The following is a 22,882-nucleotide window of genomic DNA, read 5'->3' as shown; positions in this document are numbered from 1 at the left end:
ATAATTTTGGAAACAAAATTGCGGAAGTAGCTCAGTTGGTAGAGCGTCAGCCTTCCAAGCTGAATGTCGCGGGTTCGACCCCCGTCTTCCGCTCAAAAAAAATCATACTGCACGGTGTGATTTTTTTGCTTCATGCCGACTTAGCTCAGCGGTAGAGTGCTTCCTTGGTAAGGAAGAGGTCACGGGTTCAAGTCCCGTAGTTGGCTCTCAGTATCATCCCGGAATTTCCGGGATTTTTTTTGCTTTATACTTGCTTTATCGGGTGATCCTTAAAAATTAATTAAAACCCGTTCCCGCTTCTTCTTACGTTCCCCGAAATCCTAAAATTTTCTTTACATTCGTATAAAATAAATATTGATGAATATCCTTTTACTGGAAGACGACCTGATCCTGTCGGCAGAGCTCTGCAAGTTTTTAGAATCCAATCATTTTACATGTGACAGAATCTATGACGGCGAAACGTTTCTCCGCCAGATCAGGAACAATACATATGATTTTTACCTTCTGGACATCAATGTTCCCAAGATCAACGGACTGGATGTCTGCCAGACCATCCGCTCTTTCGATAAAACCACCCCAATCATCATTATTTCGGCGTACGGAGACCTTTCAGATAAAAAAGACGCGTTTACCAGGCTTGCTGATGATTACTTAGTAAAGCCTTTTCAGTTTGAAGAGCTGCTGCTGCGCATGAATTCCCTGCTGCGGAGAAAAGCCCCTTCTGAAAATACCGATCAGGAAATCATCAGGGTCGACGACCTGATCATCAATAAAACGGAACAGAAGGTATACCGGGGCGGAAATGAAATTGCGCTCACGCTAAAGGAATTTCAGCTGCTGGTGTATCTGGCGGAAGCTCAGGGAAGGACGGTTTCCAAACAGCAGATCACCGAGCATGTCTGGGAGCATAACTTCAATACCAATACGAATACCGTGGAAGTGTACATCAATTTCTTAAGGAAGAAAGTGGATAAGGATTTCAAGGTGAAGCTTATTCATACGCGTTCCGGCTTCGGGTATTATTTAAGTCCGTTATAAAAGATGTCTTTAAAAAGGAAGATCGCGCTCAATCTCAGTATTGCCTTTTCACTGCTTTTCGGTATTGTTATGGCTGTAATTTATATGTCCTTCAATGATTTCAGGAGGGATGAGTTTAAGGAGCGCTTCCGGCAGAGGCTGGAATTTACGTCCCATTTTATTGCCAAGTCAAAAGATTTTGAAGAAGAAGCACCGGTATTTTTTAATGAAAATTCGGATAATATTCTTCTCAATGAAACCATCCTGATTTTCAACGGGCAGAAGGAGCTGGTCTACAGTACCATCAAAGACCGGAACGTAACCTGGGACAATGCGTTGCTAAAGGAGCTTGATGAGAAGAAAGTCATCTATTCCGAAAAAACGGTCCCCGAGATTTATGCGGCACTCCGGACCATCAACGGGGAAAATTACTATATCCTGACCAGTGCTTTTGATACCAACGGGAAATCCAAGCTGGAATACCTGAAATACTTGTTGATTACAGCTTATGTAATGAGCACGCTGCTCATCGGCTTTTTCAGTTATTATTTCATGGGGCAGTTCCTGCGCCCGCTGGAAGACCTAAACCAGGAAATTTCGGAAGTAACTGCGCATAAGCTTACCACTCAGATCCCGGTCCGGCAGTCGAATGACGAAATCAATGTTCTGGCTCAGTCATTCAATACCATGATTGCCAGACTAGATGATGTTTTCCAGTCACAGAGGGATTTCACCGCCAGTGCTTCCCATGAGATCAGGACACCGATTACCAGGATGGCCTTCCAGCTGGAAAACCTAATCAAATTCGGGCAGCATTCCCCGGAAACCCTGTCTTCTTTAAGACAGATTCAGAAAGATGTGTATCAGCTGTCCGACCTGACCAATTCCCTTTTACTGTTAACAAAATTCGACAAAGAAAATATCCAGAGCATTTATGAAGAGGTAAGAATCGATGAAGTGATTTTTGAATCTTTTGAAGCGGTGGAAAAGAGTTATCCCAACCTTAAAATGGATTTCCTGATTTCAGAAAATACTTCTGAAGACGCATTGCTTACCATCAATGGCATCCAGTCTTTGCTCGATATTGTTTTTATCAACTTATTTAAAAATGCAGCGGTGTATTCTGACAATATGGAAGTGGATGTGCTGATCACCGAAACAAGTGAACACCTTATCGTCGATGTAATGTCCCACGGAACTACCATTTCAGAAGAGGAGCAGCCCCGGCTGTTTGAAGCTTTTCAGAGAGGCATCAACTCCCAGAATATTTCCGGTTCCGGCCTTGGCCTCCGGATTGTCAAGAGAATCCTGGAATACCATGGCGCCGGAATTATCTATACTTCACCGGCAGACCGGGTAAACACATTCAGTGTGGTTTTTAATAGATAGAGGCAATTATTGAATTGAAACAGAAGTCGTGTCTAATTATTTCGCAAAATAATTTCCCGAAGAATGATGATCACGCAGATTTTTAGGTACATTTAAATAGACTGCATCTAAAACAATCAACGTAAACAGAGTTGGAAATAGGCTTTAAAAGTTTTTATTAAATTTCAACTCTGAACTCTGAACTCAAACAGAGTTTTAATTCCGTAAGGTCACCTTCGGTATACCGAAGAATCTCATGTAAGATATAATCAATTACTTTCAGTTAAAATTACTAAGGTCTCATAATAGTTAAGCTGCTGTTCCTTACTCCCAACCATTTCTAACAGTTCAGAAATAAGATAAAAATCCATTCTCCAAACCAAATTTAATTTTTTTTTAAGCATTCTTTAAGAGCATTTTAATCTTGTAAGGGCATTTTTGTAACAAATCAGAAAAATGAACAAAATTGCAGGGCTGTTGATCGTCATTTCATCAATCGTGACGGCACAACAGCAGATGTCTCTTTCAGATTGTGAAGAAGCTTTCCTGAAAAACAATTTGCAGCTGCTCGCCGAAAAGTATAACATTAACATGGCTGATGCTGATATCTTACAGGCTAAAATCTGGGAGCTTCCGCAGGCCAGCGGGTATATTAACGCTTATAACCCGGAAGGCAGGAAAGCTTTTGACATAGGGCAGGCAAAGGGAGCGGAGATCACCCAGCTGATCTACATGGGAGGCAAAAAGAAAAATGAAATCGCTTTCGCGAAATCCAATAAAGAACTGGCCCGCCTTCAATTCTCACAGCTGCTGGCAGACCTGAGGGCACAGCTTCATGCCGGCTATTACCATCTTTATTATGAACAGCTGAAACGGGCACATACCGACAGGCAGTTGGGGTATATGAACGATCTTTTGTCAGCTTACAAAACACAGTCTGCCAAAGGGAATGTTTCCCTTAAAGAAGAGGTAAGGCTGCAGAGCATCGTGATCCAGCTGAATAATGACAAAGCCGCGATTAGTAAAAACATTTTTGAATTTGAACAGAACCTTAAGGTTTTAACCGGGATCAGCGAAGATATTGAACTGCATTTCTCAGAGGCGGAAGCTCGGGATGTGCTTGCTGCCCAGCCTTTCGGAGATGAAACGGTACTGCAGAAAAAAGCTCTTAAAAACAATGCGGATTACCAGTATTATTTAAAACTGATCGATAACAGCAAGCTATATGCTCAATGGCAAAAGTCACTGAATGTGCCTGATCTGAATATCGGGGCAGGATGGGACCAAAACAGCGGGACCTTTAAAAATGAAGTGAACCTGATGGTGGGCATCCCTCTGCCTTTGTGGAAATCCAATAAAGAGAATGTTCAAAAAGCAGGTTTTGCCATCCGGCAGAACCGGGAAAATGCCGATTTTCGGAAAATGGATCTTGAAACCCGGGTGCAGGCGGTTTATAAAACCTGGAAAATGCAGCATGAACAGTTATCCATGATTACCTCCGCCGACCTTGATAATATGGAACTGGTCTACAACGGAATGCTGAACAATTTCAGGAAAGGCAACATCAGCCTGATTGAATTTGCTGATTTTATGGACAGCTACAGGGAAACGGCACTACAGATCTATGATATGAAAAACGGCATCATGCAGTCAGCGGAACAATTGAATCAACTGGTACAAACGAAAATCTTCTATTAAAATGAAAAAATATATCATCCCTGTTATGGTGGCTTTGTCTATCCTGTCCTGCTCAAAAAAAGAAGAGGATATAAAACCACAGGCCAAAAAAGGTTTTGAGCTCAGCAATACTATGCTTAAGTCTATTGCCCTGGCAAAAGTCGAGAAAAAGAATATAGAAGATAACTACAGTTTTTACGGAAAGATCTCAGCTGATAAAAACAGCTATATCGACGTATATCCGCTGGTCGGGGGGAATGTCCTGAGCGTTAATGTAGAACTGGGGGACCATGTGAGAAAAGGCCAGGTGCTGGCGACGATCAGGAGTACGGAGCTGGCTGAAGTCCAGAAAGATGTAAGCGATGCAAAAACCGATCTGATTGTGGCACAGAACAACCTCCGGGTCACAAAGGAAATGTATGAAGGAAAACTGAATACCGAAAGGGATGTGCTGGAAGCCAGGAGCCAGGTTCAGAAAGCGCAGGACCAGATGCAACGGGCAGGTGCGGTGAGCACCGTCTATAATGTGAAGAAAGGGAATATTTACAGTGTGATAGCCCCGATCAGCGGCTATATCGTGCAGAAAAACATCAATAAAGATATGCAACTGAGAAACGACAGAAGTGAAAATATTTTTGATGTAGCCAATACCACCAATGTCTGGGCCATCATAAATGTAAATGAATCCGACATTGATAAAATCAGCTTGGGGATGAAAGCCCAGGTATCCACACTGTCATATCCTGATAAGGTATTCGACGGGAAGATTGATAAAATCTTTAAGATCATCGAACCAGAAACCAATGCCATGCAGGCAAGGGTAGTGCTGGAAAACCGGAACGGATTGCTGATCCCTGACAGCAAGGCTACGATTAAAGTGACCCGCTCGGAAAATGCATCGGCACTGACGGTTCCTTCTGAAGCGGTAATTTTTGATGATAACAGGAGTTTTGTGGTGATTTATAAATCCCGTACGGATATCAAAGTAAGGGAAATAAAAGTGCTGAAACAATCCGGCGATACCACCTATGTTTCCGAAGGTCTTTCTGAAGGCGAACAGGTCATTACCAACAATCAGCTGCTGATCTACCGTTCCCTGAACAGTTAGTCATATAACCATTAAGATGATAACAACATTATTTGAAAGTAAAGTTTTACAATAAATATCAAGATATGTTTAAAATTTATTTCAACGGCTTTTTTAGGTCACCAAAAAATTCCTCATGAACAGATTTATAAAAAATATCATTGCTTTTTCATTAAAAAATAAGGCATTTACCTTTATCTGGGTGGCGGTGCTGGCGGTTGCGGGATTCGTAAGCTTTAAAAATATGCCTATTGAAGCGTTTCCTGATGTTACCAATACCCAGATTGTTATTATTACCCAATGGAACGGGCGGAGCGCGGAAGAAGTAGAACGTTTCGTGACTACGCCTGTCGAATTGGCCATGAGTCCGGTTCAGAAGAAAACCAGTGTGCGGAGTACGACCATGTTCGGGCTTTCCATTGTGAAGATTCTTTTTGACGACGGGGTGGATGATATGTTTGCCAGAAATCAGGTCAATAACCAGTTACGAACCATTAGCCTTCCTGATGAGGTAGACCCTGAAGTACAGCCACCCTACGGACCCACCGGAGAGATTTTCCGGTATACACTACAGAGTAAAACGAAAGACTCACGTGAATTGCTGACATTGCAGAACTGGGTCATTGACCGGGCATTAAGAGGCGTTCCTGGGGTTGCAGATATCAATGTTTTCGGAGGACAGGACAAAGTGTTTGAATTAAGCATCGATCCGCGAGCACTGGATAAATATAATCTTACCCCGCTTCAGGTATATGATGCCGTAACGAAAAGCAACTTGAATGTCGGCGGTGACGTAATCGAAAAGAACGGTCAGGCCTATGTGGTGCGGGGAATCGGACTCGTAAAATCAGTTGCCGATATCGGGAATATTACGATACAGAATGAAAGCGGGAACCCGGTTCTGGTTAAAAACGTAGCGGAAGTGCATGAGGGTTCGATGCCCAGGGTAGGACAGGCCGGGCTTAACAACCAGGAGGATACGGTAGAAGGGATTGTCGTGATGCGGAAAGGCGAAAACCCCCGTGAAGTACTGGTAGGCGTAAAAGCTAAGATTAAAGAGCTTAATGAAAAAATCCTTCCGAAGGATGTTAAGATGATGACGTTCTATGACCGGGATAACCTGATGGATTTTACGACCGAAACGGTAATGCACAATCTGCTCGAAGGAATCGTCCTGGTCACGGTAATCGTGCTGATCTTTATGGCCGACTGGCGGACGACCCTAATTGTTTCCATCATTATTCCGCTATCTTTATTATTTGCATTTTTATGTTTAAAGCTTGCCGGGATGAGTGCTAATCTCCTTTCCCTGGGTGCGGTGGACTTTGGGATTATTATCGACGGGGCCGTCGTCATGGTCGAAGGCCTCTTTGTGATGCTCGACCATAAGGCACTTAAATACGGACAGGAAAAATTCAACAAAATGGCCAAAGCCGGCTGGATTAAAAAGACCGGAACTGGTCTGGGGAAAGCCATCTTTTTTTCCAAACTGATTATCATTACATCATTGATCCCAATCTTCTCGTTCCAGAAAGTAGAGGGCAAGATGTTCTCGCCACTGGCTTTTACGCTGGGGTTTGCATTGATCGGGGCCTTGATCTTTACGCTGACCTTAGTCCCTGTTTTGTCGCATATCCTTTTAAATAAAAATGTAAAGGAAAAGAACAATCCTTTTGTGAGCTTCTGGGACAGGATGGTCTTAAAAGGCTTCGGCTATACTTTTAAGCACAAAAAAATGAGTCTGATCGTTGCCGTTTCATTCATGGCATTGGCTTTGTTTTCAGGAAAATTTTTGGGGACGGAATTCCTGCCGCAGCTGAATGAAGGCTCGCTCTGGATTACTGCAGAAATGCCGATGAGTTCCTCATTAAAGGAATCTCTGAAAACGGCAGACCTCTTAAAGAAGGATATTATGAGCTTTCCGGAAGTAACCGATGTGCTGGCACAGACGGGCAGGAGCAATGACGGAACCGATCCGAACGGTTTCGGGTTTGTACAGTTTGCTGTAAACCTTCAGCCTAAAGAAGACTGGAAACGGAAGATCACCTATGACGAACTGATAGAAGGCATTGATAAAAAGCTGAGGGCATATCAGGGAATTACGTTCAATTATTCCCAGCCGATTTCCGATAACGTGGCTGAAGCGGTGGCTGGCTTCAAAGCAGAGAACGGGATTAAAATATACGGTGACAATTTACAGACTCTGGACAGGTTGGCTGAAGAAGTGCTGAAACAGGTAAAAGACATCAGGGGTGTAAAAGATGCCGGAATCATTAAAAATATCGGGCAGCCGGAAGTAAGCGTCGTACTCGACCGGGATAAAATGGCCGCGTACGGCATTATGCCGGATGATGCCCAGTCTGTCCTGGAAATGGCCTTTGGAGGAAAGACGGCTTCGGAGATGTTTGACGGAGAGAGAAAATTCCCGATCCGTCTCCGCTATGCCCAGGACTACAGAAAAGATGAGAATGATATTGCTGCTTTAATGGTCCCTACCCAGGACGGAACCAAGATACCTTTAAAAGAAATCAGCACCATTGAAAAAGATAACGGGGCGGCATTTATTTACCGGGATGATATCAAAAGGTATATCGGGGTGAAATTCTCGATCCGTGACCGTGATCTGGGGGGAACGATTGCAGATGCCCAAAAGGCGGTAGCTAAAATAGACCTTCCGGACGGGTATTCCGTAGGCTGGACCGGCCAGTTTGAAAACCAGCAGCGGGCTTCAAAAAGACTGACTCAGGTAGTTCCTGTCAGTATGCTAGGGATTTTCTTCCTTTTATTTATCCTTTTCGGGAATATGAAAGATTCGCTTCTGGTCCTGGCCAATGTGCCGTTTGCCCTGATCGGTGGAATCATTGCCCTGCATCTCACCGGGATCAATTTCGGAATTTCCGCCGGCGTAGGGATGATTGCGCTTCTCGGGATCTGTATTCAGAACGGGGTCATCATCATCACGGAATTCCATCAGAATGTCCTGGACGGAGCAGGCCTTGATGAAGCTATTTTCAATGGGGTGAAATCCAGGACCCGGCCTGTTATCATGACTGCCTTAATGGCTTCCATCGGACTGATGCCGGCGGCGCTGTCTACAGGAATAGGATCGGAATCCCAGAAGCCTCTGGCGATAGTCATTATCGGCGGGCTGATTACCGCTACGGTGCTGACCTTGCTGATCTTCCCGATCATCTTCTGGATTTTCAACCGGACGAAAAAATAGCAGCAGATCTCATGATCGTATGATCAGCCTGTAAAGCAGTTTGGAAAGGTTGCCAAACCAACCATGAAGATAGGAAAGCATGGAATTTATAAGGCAATGCTGAGCTGATATTTTAATGGAATAATCTGAACAGATTCATATATGAGAAGCCCGGTGATATCGCATTCCGGGCTTCTGTTGTTGAAATAATAGGATAATAATTTTAAAGCAAAAGCTTTTTACTGGCTTGGTAGAGTTTGGAAGATACTAGTGTGGGAATTGTATAAGTCGGGAATTGCTTAAAAAAGAAATATTCTGATCTTTAGCGGTTTACCGATTCCAAAATATTCACAATCAGAACAATAACCTATATTTTAAGGAAAAGGTCTGCCAAGGATTTTTTCAATTGAGAAATTTGTGTAAATTTGCAATCTCAATACATGAGATATATAAGGCATGTGCTCTATTGATTTGAATATTAAAACTTTTTTTATCAAAAAGTTTATAGTATTTAAAAAATCATTATATTTGCACACCGAAAATTTGAAAAACAATAAATAAATAATTTACATCATGGCAAAGGAAACGTTTAATCGTAACAAACCACACTTGAACATTGGTACTATTGGTCACGTTGACCATGGTAAAACTACACTTACTGCAGCGATCAGTGCTGTATTAGCGAGCAAAGGTCTTGCTGAGAAAAAAGATTTCTCTGCTATTGACTCTGCTCCAGAAGAAAAAGAAAGAGGGATTACTATCAATACTGCTCACATCGAGTACGAAACTGAAAAAAGACATTATGCTCACGTTGACTGTCCAGGTCACGCGGATTATGTTAAGAACATGGTAACGGGTGCTGCTCAGATGGACGGTGCTATCGTAGTGTGTGCTGCTACTGACGGACCAATGCCTCAAACCAGAGAACACATTCTACTTTGCCGTCAGGTAAACGTACCTAGAATCGTTGTTTTCATGAACAAAGTTGACATGGTGGATGATGCTGAATTATTAGAACTTGTTGAAATGGAATTGAGAGACTTATTGTCTACTTATGATTTCGACGGTGATAATTCTCCAGTAATTCAGGGGTCTGCACTTGGTGCGCTTACAGCTGCTACTGCAACTCCGGTAAACACTGACGATCAGTGGTTTAAGAGTGTTGAAGAATTAATGGATGCTGTTGATACCTGGATCGAAGAGCCGGTAAGAGATACTGAAAAGCCATTCTTGATGCCAATTGAAGATGTATTCTCTATTACAGGTAGAGGTACTGTAGCAACAGGTAGAATCGAAGCTGGTATCATCAACACAGGAGATCCTGTTGATATCGTTGGTATGGGTGATGAAAAATTAACTTCTACAATTACAGGAGTTGAGATGTTCAGAAAAATCCTAGACAGAGGTGAAGCTGGTGATAACGTAGGTCTATTGTTGAGAGGTATTGAAAAAACTGACATCAAGAGAGGTATGGTAATCGCTAAGAAAGACTCTGTGAAGCCACACAAAAAACTGAAAGCATCAGTTTATATCCTTTCTAAAGAAGAAGGTGGACGTCACACTCCATTCCACAACAAATACCGTCCTCAGTTCTACGTAAGAACTACTGACGTTACAGGTGAGATCTTCTTGCCAGAAGGTGTAGAAATGGTAATGCCTGGTGATAACTTAGAGATCACTGTAGAATTGTTACAGCCAATCGCTCTTAACGTAGGTCTTAGATTTGCGATCAGAGAAGGAGGTAGAACAGTTGGTTCAGGTCAGGTTACTGAAATCTTAGACTAATCATCTTAAAAATAATAAAGCTTCCGTAAGGAATTTCTTTACGGAAGCTTTTTAACTACGGGCATCGTCCAATGGTAGGATACCGGTCTCCAAAACCGTTGATCAGGGTTCGAATCCTTGTGCCCGTGCAAATAATAATTATGAGTTCATTAATCGATTTTTTAAAAGGTTCTTATAACGAATTCAGACATAAAGTTGAATGGCCGAAATGGTCTGATCTGCAGTCTTCTACGATCGTAGTAACGATTGCAACAGTAATTCTGGCATTATTTACTTTTGGGGTTGACGAATTGTTTTCCAAAGCAGTCAGCAACATCATAGGAATGCTTATCAACGTATTCAATTAATAATAAAGTATTTTCCCACAATGAGCGAATTGAAATGGTATGTGCTGAAAGCAATCAGCGGACAGGAAAATAAAGTGAAGAACTATATTGAGACAGAGATCAAGCGTTTAGGGTTTGAGCAGTATGTTACTCAGGTGGTTATTCCTATGGAAAAGGTAATTCAGATCAGGAACGGTAAAAAGGTTCCTAAAGAAAGGCCTTACTACCCTGGATACTTAATGATAGAAGCAGATTTGATGGGGGAAATTCCTCACGCGATCAAAAATATTCCCGGTGTTATTTCTTTCTTGAGTTTAACGAAAGGAGGAGATCCTGTTCCGATGAGAAAATCTGAAGTTAACAGGATGTTAGGAAGAATGGATGAGCTTTCGGAATTTGCCAGCGATGTTGAAATCCCGTATATCGTGGGTGAAAACGTCAAGGTAATTGACGGACCGTTCAACGGATTCAACGGAACCGTGGAAAAAATCCTTGAGGATAAAAAGAAAATCGAAGTTTCTGTTTTGATCTTCGGAAGAAAAACTCCGATGGAATTGAGCTATATGCAGGTAGAAAAAGTGTAGTGCTTTTCAGATAAAATAAATAAAAATACCGTTCAGAAATGAGCGGTATTTTTATATGAAATATATTTCTGTCTTAGGCGGCAATATAAATATATCAATTTCATACATATATAAAACCTCACATATTAAATATTATTGTGAATTTAAACTTGTTAGCAGACGGATAGTATATATGACTTAGTTAACGGCTGATGTTTGAAATCTAATAATTCAAAAGACATCAAACTTGTTCAAAACAAGTGAATTTTTAGTAGTAAATTGAATATTCGACTTTTACGCAAGTATTTCATCAATAAATGTTTGCTATTTCAAAAATATTTTATACTTTTGCAGTCCGAAAAGTAGGTTTACCTAATGTGAGAATGGGTAACCTGCTGAATAATAATGCTTCCAAACTCATTAATTATTCAAATTTAAAAAATAAAAAATGGCTAAAAAAGTCTTTAAAATGGTAAAACTTCAGGTGAAAGGTGGCGCAGCTAACCCTTCTCCACCGGTAGGTCCAGCATTGGGTTCTGCAGGTGTGAACATCATGGAGTTTTGTAAGCAATTTAACGGAAGAACCCAAGATAAGCCAGGGCAAGTTTTACCTGTAGTAATTACAGTATACGAAGACAAATCTTTTGAATTCGTAATTAAAACTCCACCTGCAGCGATCCAGTTAATGGATGCGGCTAAAATCAAAGGAGGTTCCGGTGAACCAAACAGAAACAAAGTAGGTGCCGTATCTTGGGATCAGGTAAAAAAGATTGCTGAAGATAAAATGGGAGACCTTAACTGCTTCACAATGGATTCAGCTATTTCTATGGTAGCAGGTACTGCAAGATCTATGGGATTAAGAGTAACAGGAACTAAACCAACTAACGCTTAAAACTTATTGAAATGGCAAAATTAACTAAAAAGCAAAAGGAAGCTTTAAGCAAAGTAGAAAAAGGAAGAATCTATAACCTTGAGGAAGGTTCAGCTCTTGTAAAAGAAGTGAACACGGCAAAGTTTGATGCTTCTGTAGATATCGCTGTACGATTAGGAGTAGACCCTAGAAAAGCTAACCAAATGGTAAGAGGTGTTGTATCTCTTCCTCACGGTACCGGTAAAGATATCAAAGTTTTGGCTTTGGTAACACCGGATAAAGAAGCAGAAGCGAGAGAAGCTGGTGCTGATTATGTAGGTCTTGACGAATATTTACAAAAAATAAAAGAAGGCTGGACAGATGTTGACGTTATCGTTACTATGCCGGCTGTTATGGGTAAATTAGGACCTTTGGGTAGAGTTTTAGGACCAAGAGGTTTGATGCCTAACCCGAAATCCGGTACTGTAACGATGGAAATCGGTAAAGCGGTAACTGAAGTAAAAGCAGGTAAAATTGATTTCAAAGTAGACAAATACGGTATTATCCACGCTGGTATCGGTAAAGTATCTTTCGATGCTGCCAAGATCAGAGAAAATGCTCAGGAATTGATTTCTACATTGATCAAGATGAAACCGACTGCTGCTAAAGGTGTTTATGTGAAGAGCATTTATCTGTCTTCTACCATGAGCCCGGGTATTGCAATTGATACTAAAGCTGTTAACTAATTATAATCCTTAAGACAATGACAAAAGACCAAAAAGTTGTAGCAATACAAGAGATCAAAGATTTGCTTCAGGATGCTAAAGTAGTTTATGTAGCTGATCTAGACGGTTTGAACGCTGCTAAATCTTCAGATTTCAGAAGACAGGCTTTCAAACAGAATATTAAAGTAAAAGTTGTAAAAAATACACTTTTGCAAAAAGCAATGGAGCAGATTGAAGGAGTAGATTACTCTGAAATGTTCGAAACTTTCAAAGGGAATTCTGCATTAATGATTGCTGAAACGGCTAACGCTCCTGCAAAATTAATCAAAGACTTCAGAAAGAAAGAAGAGAAGCCGGCGTTGAAGTCTGCTTTTGTACAGGAAACTTTCTATGTTGGTGACAACAATCTTGATGCTTTAGTAAGCATTAAATCAAGAGAAGAAATGATCGGTGAAATCATCGGATTGCTTCAGTCTCCAATCCAGAGAGTGGTTTCTGCTCTTCAAAACAAATCTGAATCTGCAGAAGCAAACGCTGAAGAAGCGGCTCCTGCTGAAGAAGAAAAAACTGCTGACGCTCCTGAAGCATCTGCAGAAAGCACCGAAGAAACTCCGGCTGCTGAATAATTATACTCAAAGAATTAAATAAATAATCAACAAAAACATTACAACAATGTCAGATTTAAAAAATTTAGCTGAAACGCTAGTAAACTTAACCGTAAAAGACGTAAACGAATTAGCTGCTATCCTTAAGGACGAGTACGGAATTGAGCCGGCTGCTGCTGCAGTTGTTATGGCTGGTCCTGGTGCAGGAGAAGCTGTAGAAGAAAAAACTGAATTCGACGTAATTCTTAAAGCTGCAGGTGCTTCTAAATTGGCAATCGTTAAATTGGTAAAAGATTTAACTGGTGCTGGTCTTAAAGAAGCTAAAGATATCGTAGATGGAGCTCCGGCTGCAATCAAAACAGGTATCTCTAAAGACGAAGCTGAAGCGCTTAAAAAGCAATTAGAAGAAGCTGGTGCTGAAGTAGAATTGAAATAATTCTGGTTTTTTACCTCAAAATATAAGCCCGGACATTCATGTCCGGGCTTTTTGTTGTTTAAAATTTCTGTTATTGCTCTCTTCAGGAGAAATATTTAATCCTGGATATTTATTTGGAGCTTTATCCCGCTATCCGCTTTTACTACTCGCGCTCTCCTGAGGCCCTGCTGCTGCGGGTTAGCCGCTTCTATTGGGGCTAAGGATACAGACAGTTTATATTCATTCAAGTCTTAACTGATTCATTATGAAACAGTTTATTTGTTATTTCATAAGAATTGTTGTATCTTTGCCTCTCTTTTGGCGCGAATCATTGTACATACATCTATAAAATATTGAATCCCAGCTCTTTCATATAAGTGAAAGGGATTTCGTGTTTATGGATATTATTGCAGGTCCTGTCAAAAGTAATAAAAATATTTTGCATTACGCTGTGAAAAGATATACCAGCGTTGCAGTTAGAAAGAACCAAGTACAAAGTTAAAGATCTGAAGGCCTTCGTGAGCGCCAAAAACACTTTTACCTTTTTACTTTTTACCTTGTCTCTGGTCCTTTTCTGATATTTTTTGTAAATCAAAATATTTTTTAACCCTTTCTTAAAAGTTTTATGAGTAAAACAACAGCAACAACTAAGGGAACGTCGAGAATTAATTTCTCTTCAGCAAAAGGAAAAATCATCACTCCTGACTTCCTGGATATCCAGATCGAGTCTTTCAGAGAGTTTTTTCAGCTGGATACGCTTCCTGAAGACAGAACGGATGAAGGTCTTTACAAGACTTTCCAGGAAAATTTCCCTATTACAGACTCCAGAAACCAATTTGTATTGGAATTCCTGGATTATCTGGTAGATTCTCCACGTTATTCAATTGATGAGTGTGTGGAAAGAGGACTGACGTATTCCGTTCCTCTGAAAGCAAGACTTAAATTGTATTGTACAGACCCTGAACACGAGGATTTCCAGACTGTGGTTCAGGATGTATATTTAGGCCCGGTTCCTTATATGACGCCTAGCGGATCTTTCATCATCAACGGTGCTGAAAGAGTTATTGTTACGCAGCTTCACCGTTCACCCGGTGTATTCTTCGGACAGACGTACCACGCTAACGGAACCAAGCTGTACTATTCAAGAATTATCCCTTTCAAAGGATCTTGGATGGAATTTACAACCGATATCAACAGCGTGATGTACGCGTATATCGACCGTAAGAAAAAGTTACCGTTAACCACTCTTTTAAGAGCCATCGGTTTCGAATCTGATAAGGATATCCTTCAGATCTTTGACCTTGCTGAAGAAGTGAAAGTTTCTAAAGCTGCCCTTAAAAAAGTAGAAGGAAGAACATTGGCTGCGAGAGTTTTGAACACTTGGTTCGAAGATTTTGTAGATGAAGATACAGGTGAAGTCGTTTCCATTGAAAGAAATGAAATCATCCTGGACAGAGAAACGATTCTTGAAAAAGAACACTTGGATCTTATCCTTGATGCCGGTGTGAAATCAATCCTGATTCACAAAGAAAACAGCAACGAGTTCTCTATTATCCAGAACACATTACAGAAAGACCCTACTAACTCTGAAAAAGAAGCGGTAGAATATATTTACCGTCAGTTAAGAAATGCAGATCCGCCCGATGAGGAAACGGCAAGAGGAATCATTGAAAAATTATTCTTCTCTGAGCAGAGGTATTCATTAGGTGAAGTTGGACGTTACAGGCTGAACAAAAAGTTAGGTCTTAATATCCCGACTACCACTGAAGTTCTTACCAAAGAAGATATCATTGCAATCGTAAGACACCTGATTGAATTGGTAAACTCTAAAGCGGAGGTTGATGATATTGACCACTTATCTAATAGAAGAATTAAAACGGTTGGTGAGCAGTTGGCAGGACAGTTCGGTGTAGGTCTTTCGAGAATTGCAAGAACAATCAAGGAAAGGATGAACGTTAGAGATAATGAAATCTTTACCCCGCTTGACCTTGTTAATGCTAAAACGCTGACATCCGTCATCAACTCGTTCTTCGGGACCAACCAGCTTTCTCAGTTTATGGACCAGACCAACCCGCTTTCGGAAATCACGCACAAGCGTAGACTTTCTGCACTAGGGCCTGGTGGTTTATCAAGAGAAAGAGCAGGTTTCGAGGTTCGTGACGTTCACCATACCCACTACGGAAGAATCTGTCCGATTGAAACTCCGGAAGGACCAAACATCGGTTTGATTTCATCTTTGGGTATTTATGCCAAAATCAACAGGCTTGGTTTCATCGAAACACCGTACAGAAAAGTAGCTGATAGCAAGATCGATCTTAACGCGGATCCTATCTACCTGAATGCGGAGGACGAAGAAGACAAAGTAATTGCTCAGGCAAACGTTGAGTTGACCGACAACGGTGAATTCTTGACAGACAGGATTATTGCAAGATTGGATGGTGACTATCCGGTAGTGGAGCCTTCTCAGGTAAACCTTATCGACGTGGCCCCTAACCAGATTTCCGGTATTTCCGCTTCATTGATTCCATTTCTGGAACATGATGATGCGAACCGTGCATTGATGGGGTCCAACATGATGCGTCAGGCAGTTCCTTTATTGAAGCCGCAGGCTCCGATTGTAGGTACAGGGCTTGAGCAGCAGGTAGCAAGAGATTCAAGAATTTTGATCAATGCTGAAGGTACCGGTACGGTAGAATATGTAGATGCAGATAAGATCATTATTAAATATGAAAGAAGTGAAGACGAAGATCTGGTACAGTTCGAGTCTGCTACTAAAACTTATAAACTGACCAAGTTCAGAAAAACCAACCAGAGTACAACCATTACCCTGAGACCAAACGTAAGAGTAGGCGATACAGTGGAAAAAGGACAGGTTCTTTGTGACGGTTACGCTACTGAAAAAGGAGAATTGGCTTTAGGAAGAAACTTAGTGGTTGCGTTCATGCCTTGGAAGGGATACAACTTCGAGGATGCGATCGTAATCAATGAAAAAGTTGTTCGTGAAGACTGGTTTACTTCCATCCATGTAGATGAATATTCTCTTGAAGTTCGTGATACCAAATTAGGTATGGAAGAACTGACCGCTGATATTCCTAACGTTTCTGAAGAAGCAACCAAAGATCTTGATGAGAACGGAATGATCCGAATCGGTGCTGAAGTGAAGCCTGGTGATATCATGATCGGTAAGATCACGCCGAAAGGTGAATCTGATCCTACTCCTGAAGAAAAGCTTTTGAGAGCGATCTTCGGAGACAAGGCAGGTGATGTAAAAGATGCTTCATTGAAAGCCGACTCTTCATTAAGAGGGGTGGTGATCAATAAAAAATTATTCTCAAGAAATATTAAGGATAAAAAGAAAAGAAGCGAAGAAAAACTTAAGCTTGAAGAGATTGAAAATACCTATAAAGCTAAGTTTGACGAACTGAGAAATACTTTAATTGAGAAACTGAATACGCTGGTTAGCGGCAAAACTTCTCAGGGTGTGAAAAATGACCTTGATGAAGAAATTATCGGTAAAGGAATTAAATTTACTCACAAATTATTGACATCAGTTGAAGATTACGTTAACGTAAGCGGTGCAGACTGGACGGTTGATAATGATAAGAATGAATTGATCAAGCAGTTGATTCACAATTATAAAATCAAATTCAACGATATCCAGGGAGTTAAAAACCGTGAGAAATTCGCAATTTCTATCGGGGATGAGCTGCCTGCAGGGATTATGAAGCTGGCTAAAGTGTATATTGCTAAGAAGCGTAAGCTGAATGTAGGGGATAAAATGGCAGGACGTCACGGTAACAAAGGGATTGTTTCGAGAATCGTTCGTGAAGAAGATATGCCATTCCTGGAAGACGGAACACCAGTAGACATCGTATTGAACCCGCTTGGGGTACCTTCCCGTATGAACATCGGACAGATCTATGAAACGGTTCTTGGATGGGCCGGTCAGAAATTAGGAATGAAGTTCGCTACGCCGATCTTTGACGGGGCTACTCTTGATCAGATCACTGAGTACACAGAAAAGGCAGGCCTTCCTAAATTCGGTCACACGTATCTTTATGACGGAGGTACCGGAGAAAGATTTACACAGGCAGCAACCGTAGGGATTATCTACATGCTGAAATTAGGACACATGGTTGATGATAAAATGCACGCCCGTTCTATCGGACCTTACTCATTGATTACCCAGCAGCCTTTAGGAGGTAAAGCTCAGTTCGGAGGCCAGAGATTCGGAGAGATGGAGGTTTGGGCTCTTGAAGCATTCGGAGCATCCAATATCCTGAGAGAAATCCTGACTGTGAAATCTGATGACGTAATTGGTAGAGCAAAAACTTATGAAGCCATTGCGAAAGGTGAATCGATGCCGGAACCTGGTATTCCTGAATCTTTCAACGTATTACTTCACGAGTTACAAGGACTTGGACTTGATGTAAGACTTGAGGAATAATTTTAAATTTTGAATGTGAATTTTGAATCGATTCAGAATTTATAATCCAAAATTTATAATCCAAAATCTAAAATCTAAAAAATGTCAAATAAAAATAAATCAAGTAGATTTAATAAAATAACCATCGGTTTAGCTTCTCCGGAGTCCATTCTTCAGGACTCAAGAGGAGAGGTTTTAAAACCGGAAACCATTAACTACAGAACACACAAGCCTGAAAGGGATGGTTTGTTCTGTGAAAAGATCTTCGGTCCTATCAAAGATTACGAATGTGCTTGTGGAAAATACAAGAGAATTCGTTACAAGGGGATTGTTTGTGACCGTTGTGGAGTAGAAGTTACCGAGAAAAAGGTAAGAAGGGAAAGAATCGGGCATATTAACCTGGTCGTTCCTATCGCGCACATCTGGTATTTCCGTTCATTGCCGAATAAAATCGGATATCTTTTAGGGATCCCTTCCAAGAAATTGGATATGATCATCTATTACGAAAGGTATGTAGTGATTCAGCAGGGGATTGCTAAGAAATTAGACGGATCCGACTTTGATAACATGGAATTCCTGACAGAAGAGGAATACCTTGACATCATGGAAACGCTTCCGGTTGAAAACCAGTATCTTGATGATTCCGATCCGAACAAATTTATCGCCAAAATGGGTGCTGAAGCCGTTGAGGAATTGTTGAAGAGAATCGACCTTGATGCACTGTCTTTCGATTTAAGACACAAAGCACACAACGAAGGTTCAAAACAAAGAAGAACGGAGGCTTTAAAAAGACTGAACGTTGTAGAAGCATTGAGAGGTGCCAATACAAGAATGATCAATAAGCCGGAATGGATGATTATGCGTGTGCTTCCGGTTATACCACCGGAATTGAGACCATTGGTTCCGTTGGATGGTGGACGTTTCGCCACTTCCGATTTAAATGACCTTTACAGAAGGGTAATTATCAGAAATAACCGTTTGAAAAGATTACTGGAGATCAAAGCTCCGGAAGTAATCTTAAGAAACGAGAAGCGTATGCTTCAGGAATCAGTAGATTCATTATTTGATAATACAAGAAAATCTTCAGCCGTAAAATCTGAGTCTAACAGACCGTTGAAATCACTTTCAGATTCATTGAAAGGTAAGCAGGGTCGTTTCCGTCAGAACTTATTGGGGAAAAGGGTAGATTACTCGGCGCGTTCGGTAATTGTTGTAGGTCCGAACTTACAGCTTCACGAATGCGGTATCCCTAAAGATATGGCTGCTGAGCTTTACAAACCGTTTATCATCAGAAAACTGATTGAAAGAGGGATTGTAAAAACAGTAAAATCTGCAAAGAGAATTATTGACAGGAAAGAGCCTGTAGTATATGATATCCTTGAAAACGTGATGAAAGGTCACCCTGTTCTTCTGAACAGAGCACCTACGCTTCACAGACTGGGGATCCAGGCATTCCAGCCTAAGATGATCGAAGGGAAAGCAATCCAGCTTCACCCGTTGGTAACAACAGCCTTTAATGCCGATTTCGACGGTGACCAGATGGCGGTACACTTACCATTAGGTCCTGAAGCAATCCTTGAAGCACAGTTACTGATGTTAGGTTCTCAGAATATCCTGAACCCGGCAAACGGTTCTCCGATCACCGTACCTTCTCAGGACATGGTTCTTGGTCTTTATTTCATGACCAAAGAATTAAGCTCTACAGATGATGTGAAAGTGAAAGGTGAAGGCCTTACATTCTATTCTCCTGAAGAAGCGGAAATCGCTTATGCTGAAGGCAGGGTTTCTTTAAATGCCAAGGTAAGATGCCGTCTTCCGGTAAAAGAAGAAGGGGAGATCGTCACAAGACTGATCGAAACTTCTGTGGGGAGAATCCTGTTCAACCAGATTGTACCTAAAAAGTCAGGGTATATTAATGAACTATTAACTAAGAAATCATTAAGAAACGTTATCGGTAGAGTTTTAGCGGATACCGATTTCCCTACCACAGTGAAGTTCCTGGATGCAATGAAAGACTTAGGGTATTCAAACGCATTCAAAGGAGGGCTTTCGTTCTCATTAGGTGACATTGTAGTTCCTGTTGAGAAAAAGAAAATGATTGCGACCTCTATTGAAACGGTAGACGAAATCAGAGCCAACTATAACATGGGTCTTATTACGGATACGGAACGTTACAATCAGGTAATTGACGTTTGGACAAACACCAACGCAGGATTAACTGAAATGATCATGAGCAGAATGAAAGTTGACCAGGGTGGATTCAATTCTGTATATATGATGCTTGACTCCGGAGCAAGGGGTTCTAAGGAACAGATCCGTCAGTTGTCAGGGATGAGAGGTTTGATGGCAAAACCGCAGAAAGCCGGATCTACCGGTGCGGAAATCATCGAAAACCCGATCCTTGCAAACTTTAAGGAAGGCCTTTCCATCTTAGAATACTTTATCTCTACCCACGGTGCCCGTAAAGGTCTTGCGGATACCGCTCTTAAGACGGCCGATGCCGGTTACTTAACGAGAAGATTGGTAGACGTTGCTCAGGATGTTATCGTTACAGAAGCAGACTGCGGAACTTTAAGAGGTACAGAGGTAACTGCGCTTAAGAAAAATGACGAGATTGTTGAAAGAATCTCTGAAAGAATCTTAGGTAGGGTTTCTCTTCATAATATTTATGATCCTGAAAGTGATGAATTAATCACTGAAGCGGATCAGGTAATCAACGAAGCATTAGCCAAGAGAATTGAAGAAGCGGCATTGGAATCGGTGGAAGTTCGTTCACCGTTGACCTGTGAAGCTAAGAAAGGAATCTGTGCGAAATGTTACGGTAGAAACTTAGCCACCGGTAAAGTAATCCACATGGGTGAAGCGGTAGGTGTAATTGCAGCACAGTCCATCGGGGAACCGGGAACTCAGCTTACGTTGAGAACTTTCCACCAGGGGGGTACTGCAGGTAACGTATCAGAAAATCCATCGATTGTTGCAAGAAGAGACGGTATCGTTGAAATGGACGAAGTAAGAACCATTACTTCTGAAGATGAAAGCGGAAATACGGCTGAAGTGGTGGTTTCCCGTTCTACAGAATTCAGATTGGTGGCTGATAATGAGTCCAGAACTCCGTTAATGATCGCTAACGTCCCTTACGGTTCCATATTGGCTGTAAAACCAGGCGATAAAGTAAATAAAGGAGATGTGATCTGTAGATGGGATCCGTATAACGCGGTTATCATTGCAGAAACTGCCGGTAAGGTAGAATATGAAGATATCATCCAGGGTATTTCATTCCAGCTAGAGATTGACGAACAGACCGGATTTGAAGAGAAAGTAATCTCTGAATCCAGAAATAAGAAAGCCGTACCTACTTTAAAAGTGGTAGATTCTAAAGGAGTTGAGCAGAAAGCATACAACTTACCGGTAGGAGCCCACTTAATGGTAAACGATGGTGAGAAAATCAAGGCTGGTAAAGTCTTGATCAAAATCCCGAGAAAATCTGCAAAAGCAGGGGATATCACCGGAGGTCTTCCGAGAGTTACCGAATTGTTCGAAGCAAGAAACCCTTCCAACCCGGCAGTGGTTACAGAAATCGACGGGGTGGTTTCTTACGGAAAAATCAAAAGAGGTAACCGTGAATTAATCGTGGAGGCTAAAACGGGTGAAAGAAAAATTTACCTAGTTAAATTATCCAACCAGATCCTTGTTCAAGAGAATGACTTCGTAAGAGCCGGTTCGCCGCTTTCTGACGGATCTATCACTCCGGATGATATCCTGAGAATTAAAGGTCCAACGGCAGTTCAGGAATATCTGGTAAATGAAATTCAGGAAGTGTACCGACTTCAGGGAGTAAAAATTGATGATAAGCACTTCGAAATTATCGTAAGACAGATGATGACGAAAGTATCTATCGTTGACGGAGGTGATACTCAGTTCCTTGAAGGTGCTTTGGAGCATAAGTTTGATTTCTTGGAAGAAAATAACAGAGTATTCGGTCTTAAAGTAGTTACTGAAGCGGGAGATTCGAAAGAATTCAAACCGGGTCAGATGATTACAGCAAGAGAATTAAGAGACGAAAACTCTAAGTTGAAGCGTGAAGATCAGGCTTTGGTTGAAGTAAGAGAAGCTTTGCCTGCTACAGCAACTCCTGTATTGCAAGGGATTACGAGAGCAGCCCTTCAGACGAAGTCATTCATGTCTGCAGCATCATTCCAGGAAACCACCAAGGTTCTTAACGAGGCGGCAGTTGCCGGTAAGATAGATTTCTTAAGCGGTCTTAAGGAAAATGTAATTGTAGGACACAGAATCCCTGCAGGTACAGGTCTTAAAGAATATCAGAATGTGATCGTGGGTTCTAAAAAAGAATTCGAAGATCTTAACTAAAATTAATAATTTGAAATTTGAGGTTTGAATTTATTTTTATACTTTCACAATCTCAAATTTCATTTTCAAAAAATATAATTTATACAATGGACAACCAGAATCAAAACAACGATCCAAACAACATCAACATCCAACTGAACGAGATGGTAGCATCAGGAGTTTACTGTAACCTTGCGTTAGTAAACCACTCTCCGTCTGAGTTTGTAGTAGATTTCATCCAGTTAATGCCGGGTGTACAGCAGGCGAATGTGCGTTCAAGAGTAATTCTTGCTCCACTTCATGCTAAAAGAGTACTTACTGCTCTTCAACAGAACATTACTAACTATGAGCAGCAGTTCGGAGAAATCAAAGAAGTTGAGCCTTTCGTTTTAGGAGGGAACAATGTAAATGCTTAAGATTTTCTTACATAAATAAGGATGCCTCAGTGAAAACTGAGGCATTTTTTATTAAGAGTGATACAGACAAAGA

Annotated in this window: 15 protein-coding genes and 3 tRNA genes; all 18 read left to right on the top strand. The window is 41.3% G+C overall.

Going from position 1 to position 22,882, the window contains the following annotated elements:
• The first annotated feature begins 20 nt into the window (after positions 1 to 20).
• The 18 genes from H561_RS0116520 (at position 21) to H561_RS0116415 (ending at position 22,809) form a co-directional block, all read left to right on the top strand.
• Positions 21 to 93 (top strand) — tRNA-Gly (locus H561_RS0116520).
• Between the two features lie 41 nt (positions 94 to 134).
• Positions 135 to 206: transfer RNA gene (locus tag H561_RS0116515), tRNA-Thr, on the top strand.
• A gap of 151 nt (positions 207 to 357) precedes the next feature.
• Complete coding sequence (locus H561_RS0116510) at positions 358 to 1,038, top strand: response regulator transcription factor (RefSeq protein ID WP_027388028.1); 681 nt, start codon at positions 358 to 360, stop codon at positions 1,036 to 1,038.
• A gap of 3 nt (positions 1,039 to 1,041) precedes the next feature.
• Positions 1,042 to 2,406, top strand: coding sequence for an ATP-binding protein (locus H561_RS0116505; protein WP_027388027.1), 1,365 nt, complete (start codon positions 1,042 to 1,044; stop codon positions 2,404 to 2,406).
• 435 nt (positions 2,407 to 2,841) lie between these two features.
• Positions 2,842 to 4,083, top strand: coding sequence for a TolC family protein (locus H561_RS0116495; protein WP_027388026.1), 1,242 nt, complete (start codon positions 2,842 to 2,844; stop codon positions 4,081 to 4,083).
• A gap of 1 nt (position 4,084) precedes the next feature.
• Positions 4,085 to 5,170 (top strand): efflux RND transporter periplasmic adaptor subunit, encoded by a 1,086-nt coding sequence (locus H561_RS0116490; protein WP_027388025.1) that lies wholly within the window; start codon positions 4,085 to 4,087, stop codon positions 5,168 to 5,170.
• Positions 5,171 to 5,285: 115 nt separating this feature from the next.
• A complete protein-coding gene (locus tag H561_RS0116485; protein WP_027388024.1) occupies positions 5,286 to 8,372 on the top strand; it encodes an efflux RND transporter permease subunit in 3,087 nt (1,028 codons plus the stop codon).
• A 552-nt stretch (positions 8,373 to 8,924) separates the two neighbouring features.
• Positions 8,925 to 10,136 (top strand): elongation factor Tu, encoded by a 1,212-nt coding sequence (tuf, locus tag H561_RS0116475; RefSeq protein WP_027388023.1) that lies wholly within the window; start codon positions 8,925 to 8,927, stop codon positions 10,134 to 10,136.
• A 57-nt stretch (positions 10,137 to 10,193) separates the two neighbouring features.
• Positions 10,194 to 10,264: transfer RNA gene (locus H561_RS0116470), tRNA-Trp, on the top strand.
• A 12-nt stretch (positions 10,265 to 10,276) separates the two neighbouring features.
• Complete coding sequence (secE, locus tag H561_RS0116465; protein WP_027388022.1) at positions 10,277 to 10,483, top strand: preprotein translocase subunit SecE; 207 nt, start codon at positions 10,277 to 10,279, stop codon at positions 10,481 to 10,483.
• 20 nt (positions 10,484 to 10,503) lie between these two features.
• On the top strand, positions 10,504 to 11,046 hold the full coding sequence (nusG, locus tag H561_RS0116460) for a transcription termination/antitermination protein NusG (RefSeq protein WP_027388021.1): 543 nt from the start codon (positions 10,504 to 10,506) through the stop codon (positions 11,044 to 11,046).
• A gap of 427 nt (positions 11,047 to 11,473) precedes the next feature.
• Positions 11,474 to 11,917, top strand: coding sequence for a 50S ribosomal protein L11 (gene rplK, locus H561_RS0116450; RefSeq protein ID WP_027388020.1), 444 nt, complete (start codon positions 11,474 to 11,476; stop codon positions 11,915 to 11,917).
• A gap of 11 nt (positions 11,918 to 11,928) precedes the next feature.
• Complete coding sequence (rplA, locus tag H561_RS0116445) at positions 11,929 to 12,621, top strand: 50S ribosomal protein L1 (protein WP_027388019.1); 693 nt, start codon at positions 11,929 to 11,931, stop codon at positions 12,619 to 12,621.
• A gap of 17 nt (positions 12,622 to 12,638) precedes the next feature.
• Positions 12,639 to 13,226, top strand: a complete 588-nt coding sequence (gene rplJ, locus H561_RS0116440; protein WP_027388018.1) for a 50S ribosomal protein L10 — start codon at positions 12,639 to 12,641, stop codon at positions 13,224 to 13,226.
• 46 nt (positions 13,227 to 13,272) lie between these two features.
• The gene (gene rplL, locus H561_RS0116435) at positions 13,273 to 13,641 is read left to right on the top strand and encodes a 50S ribosomal protein L7/L12 (protein ID WP_027388017.1); all 369 of its coding nucleotides are present in this window, start codon (positions 13,273 to 13,275) and stop codon (positions 13,639 to 13,641) included.
• A gap of 604 nt (positions 13,642 to 14,245) precedes the next feature.
• Positions 14,246 to 18,067, top strand: a complete 3,822-nt coding sequence (gene rpoB, locus H561_RS0116425) for a DNA-directed RNA polymerase subunit beta (RefSeq protein ID WP_027388015.1) — start codon at positions 14,246 to 14,248, stop codon at positions 18,065 to 18,067.
• An 81-nt stretch (positions 18,068 to 18,148) separates the two neighbouring features.
• On the top strand, positions 18,149 to 22,414 hold the full coding sequence (gene rpoC, locus H561_RS0116420; protein ID WP_027388014.1) for a DNA-directed RNA polymerase subunit beta': 4,266 nt from the start codon (positions 18,149 to 18,151) through the stop codon (positions 22,412 to 22,414).
• A gap of 86 nt (positions 22,415 to 22,500) precedes the next feature.
• On the top strand, positions 22,501 to 22,809 hold the full coding sequence (locus tag H561_RS0116415) for a DUF3467 domain-containing protein (protein ID WP_027388013.1): 309 nt from the start codon (positions 22,501 to 22,503) through the stop codon (positions 22,807 to 22,809).
• Positions 22,810 to 22,882: the final 73 nt, after the last annotated feature.

It is taken from the genome of Chryseobacterium gregarium DSM 19109 (assembly GCF_000430845.1).
Taxonomy (GTDB): Bacteria; Bacteroidota; Bacteroidia; order Flavobacteriales; family Weeksellaceae; genus Chryseobacterium; species Chryseobacterium gregarium.
This window is presented reverse-complemented; position numbering and strand designations above follow the sequence as displayed.

What these genes read in the sequence shown, in the direction of transcription:
- H561_RS0116510 (WP_027388028.1), top strand. Translation starts at nt 358, where the DNA reads ATGAATATCCTTTTACTGGAAGACGACCTGATCCTGTCGGCAGAGCTC.
- H561_RS0116505 (WP_027388027.1), top strand. Translation starts at nt 1,042, where the DNA reads ATGTCTTTAAAAAGGAAGATCGCGCTCAATCTCAGTATTGCCTTTTCA.
- H561_RS0116495 (WP_027388026.1), top strand. Translation starts at nt 2,842, where the DNA reads ATGAACAAAATTGCAGGGCTGTTGATCGTCATTTCATCAATCGTGACG.
- H561_RS0116490 (WP_027388025.1), top strand. Translation starts at nt 4,085, where the DNA reads ATGAAAAAATATATCATCCCTGTTATGGTGGCTTTGTCTATCCTGTCC.
- H561_RS0116485 (WP_027388024.1), top strand. Translation starts at nt 5,286, where the DNA reads ATGAACAGATTTATAAAAAATATCATTGCTTTTTCATTAAAAAATAAG.
- tuf (WP_027388023.1), top strand. Translation starts at nt 8,925, where the DNA reads ATGGCAAAGGAAACGTTTAATCGTAACAAACCACACTTGAACATTGGT.
- secE (WP_027388022.1), top strand. Translation starts at nt 10,277, where the DNA reads ATGAGTTCATTAATCGATTTTTTAAAAGGTTCTTATAACGAATTCAGA.
- nusG (WP_027388021.1), top strand. Translation starts at nt 10,504, where the DNA reads ATGAGCGAATTGAAATGGTATGTGCTGAAAGCAATCAGCGGACAGGAA.
- rplK (WP_027388020.1), top strand. Translation starts at nt 11,474, where the DNA reads ATGGCTAAAAAAGTCTTTAAAATGGTAAAACTTCAGGTGAAAGGTGGC.
- rplA (WP_027388019.1), top strand. Translation starts at nt 11,929, where the DNA reads ATGGCAAAATTAACTAAAAAGCAAAAGGAAGCTTTAAGCAAAGTAGAA.
- rplJ (WP_027388018.1), top strand. Translation starts at nt 12,639, where the DNA reads ATGACAAAAGACCAAAAAGTTGTAGCAATACAAGAGATCAAAGATTTG.
- rplL (WP_027388017.1), top strand. Translation starts at nt 13,273, where the DNA reads ATGTCAGATTTAAAAAATTTAGCTGAAACGCTAGTAAACTTAACCGTA.
- rpoB (WP_027388015.1), top strand. Translation starts at nt 14,246, where the DNA reads ATGAGTAAAACAACAGCAACAACTAAGGGAACGTCGAGAATTAATTTC.
- rpoC (WP_027388014.1), top strand. Translation starts at nt 18,149, where the DNA reads ATGTCAAATAAAAATAAATCAAGTAGATTTAATAAAATAACCATCGGT.
- H561_RS0116415 (WP_027388013.1), top strand. Translation starts at nt 22,501, where the DNA reads ATGGACAACCAGAATCAAAACAACGATCCAAACAACATCAACATCCAA.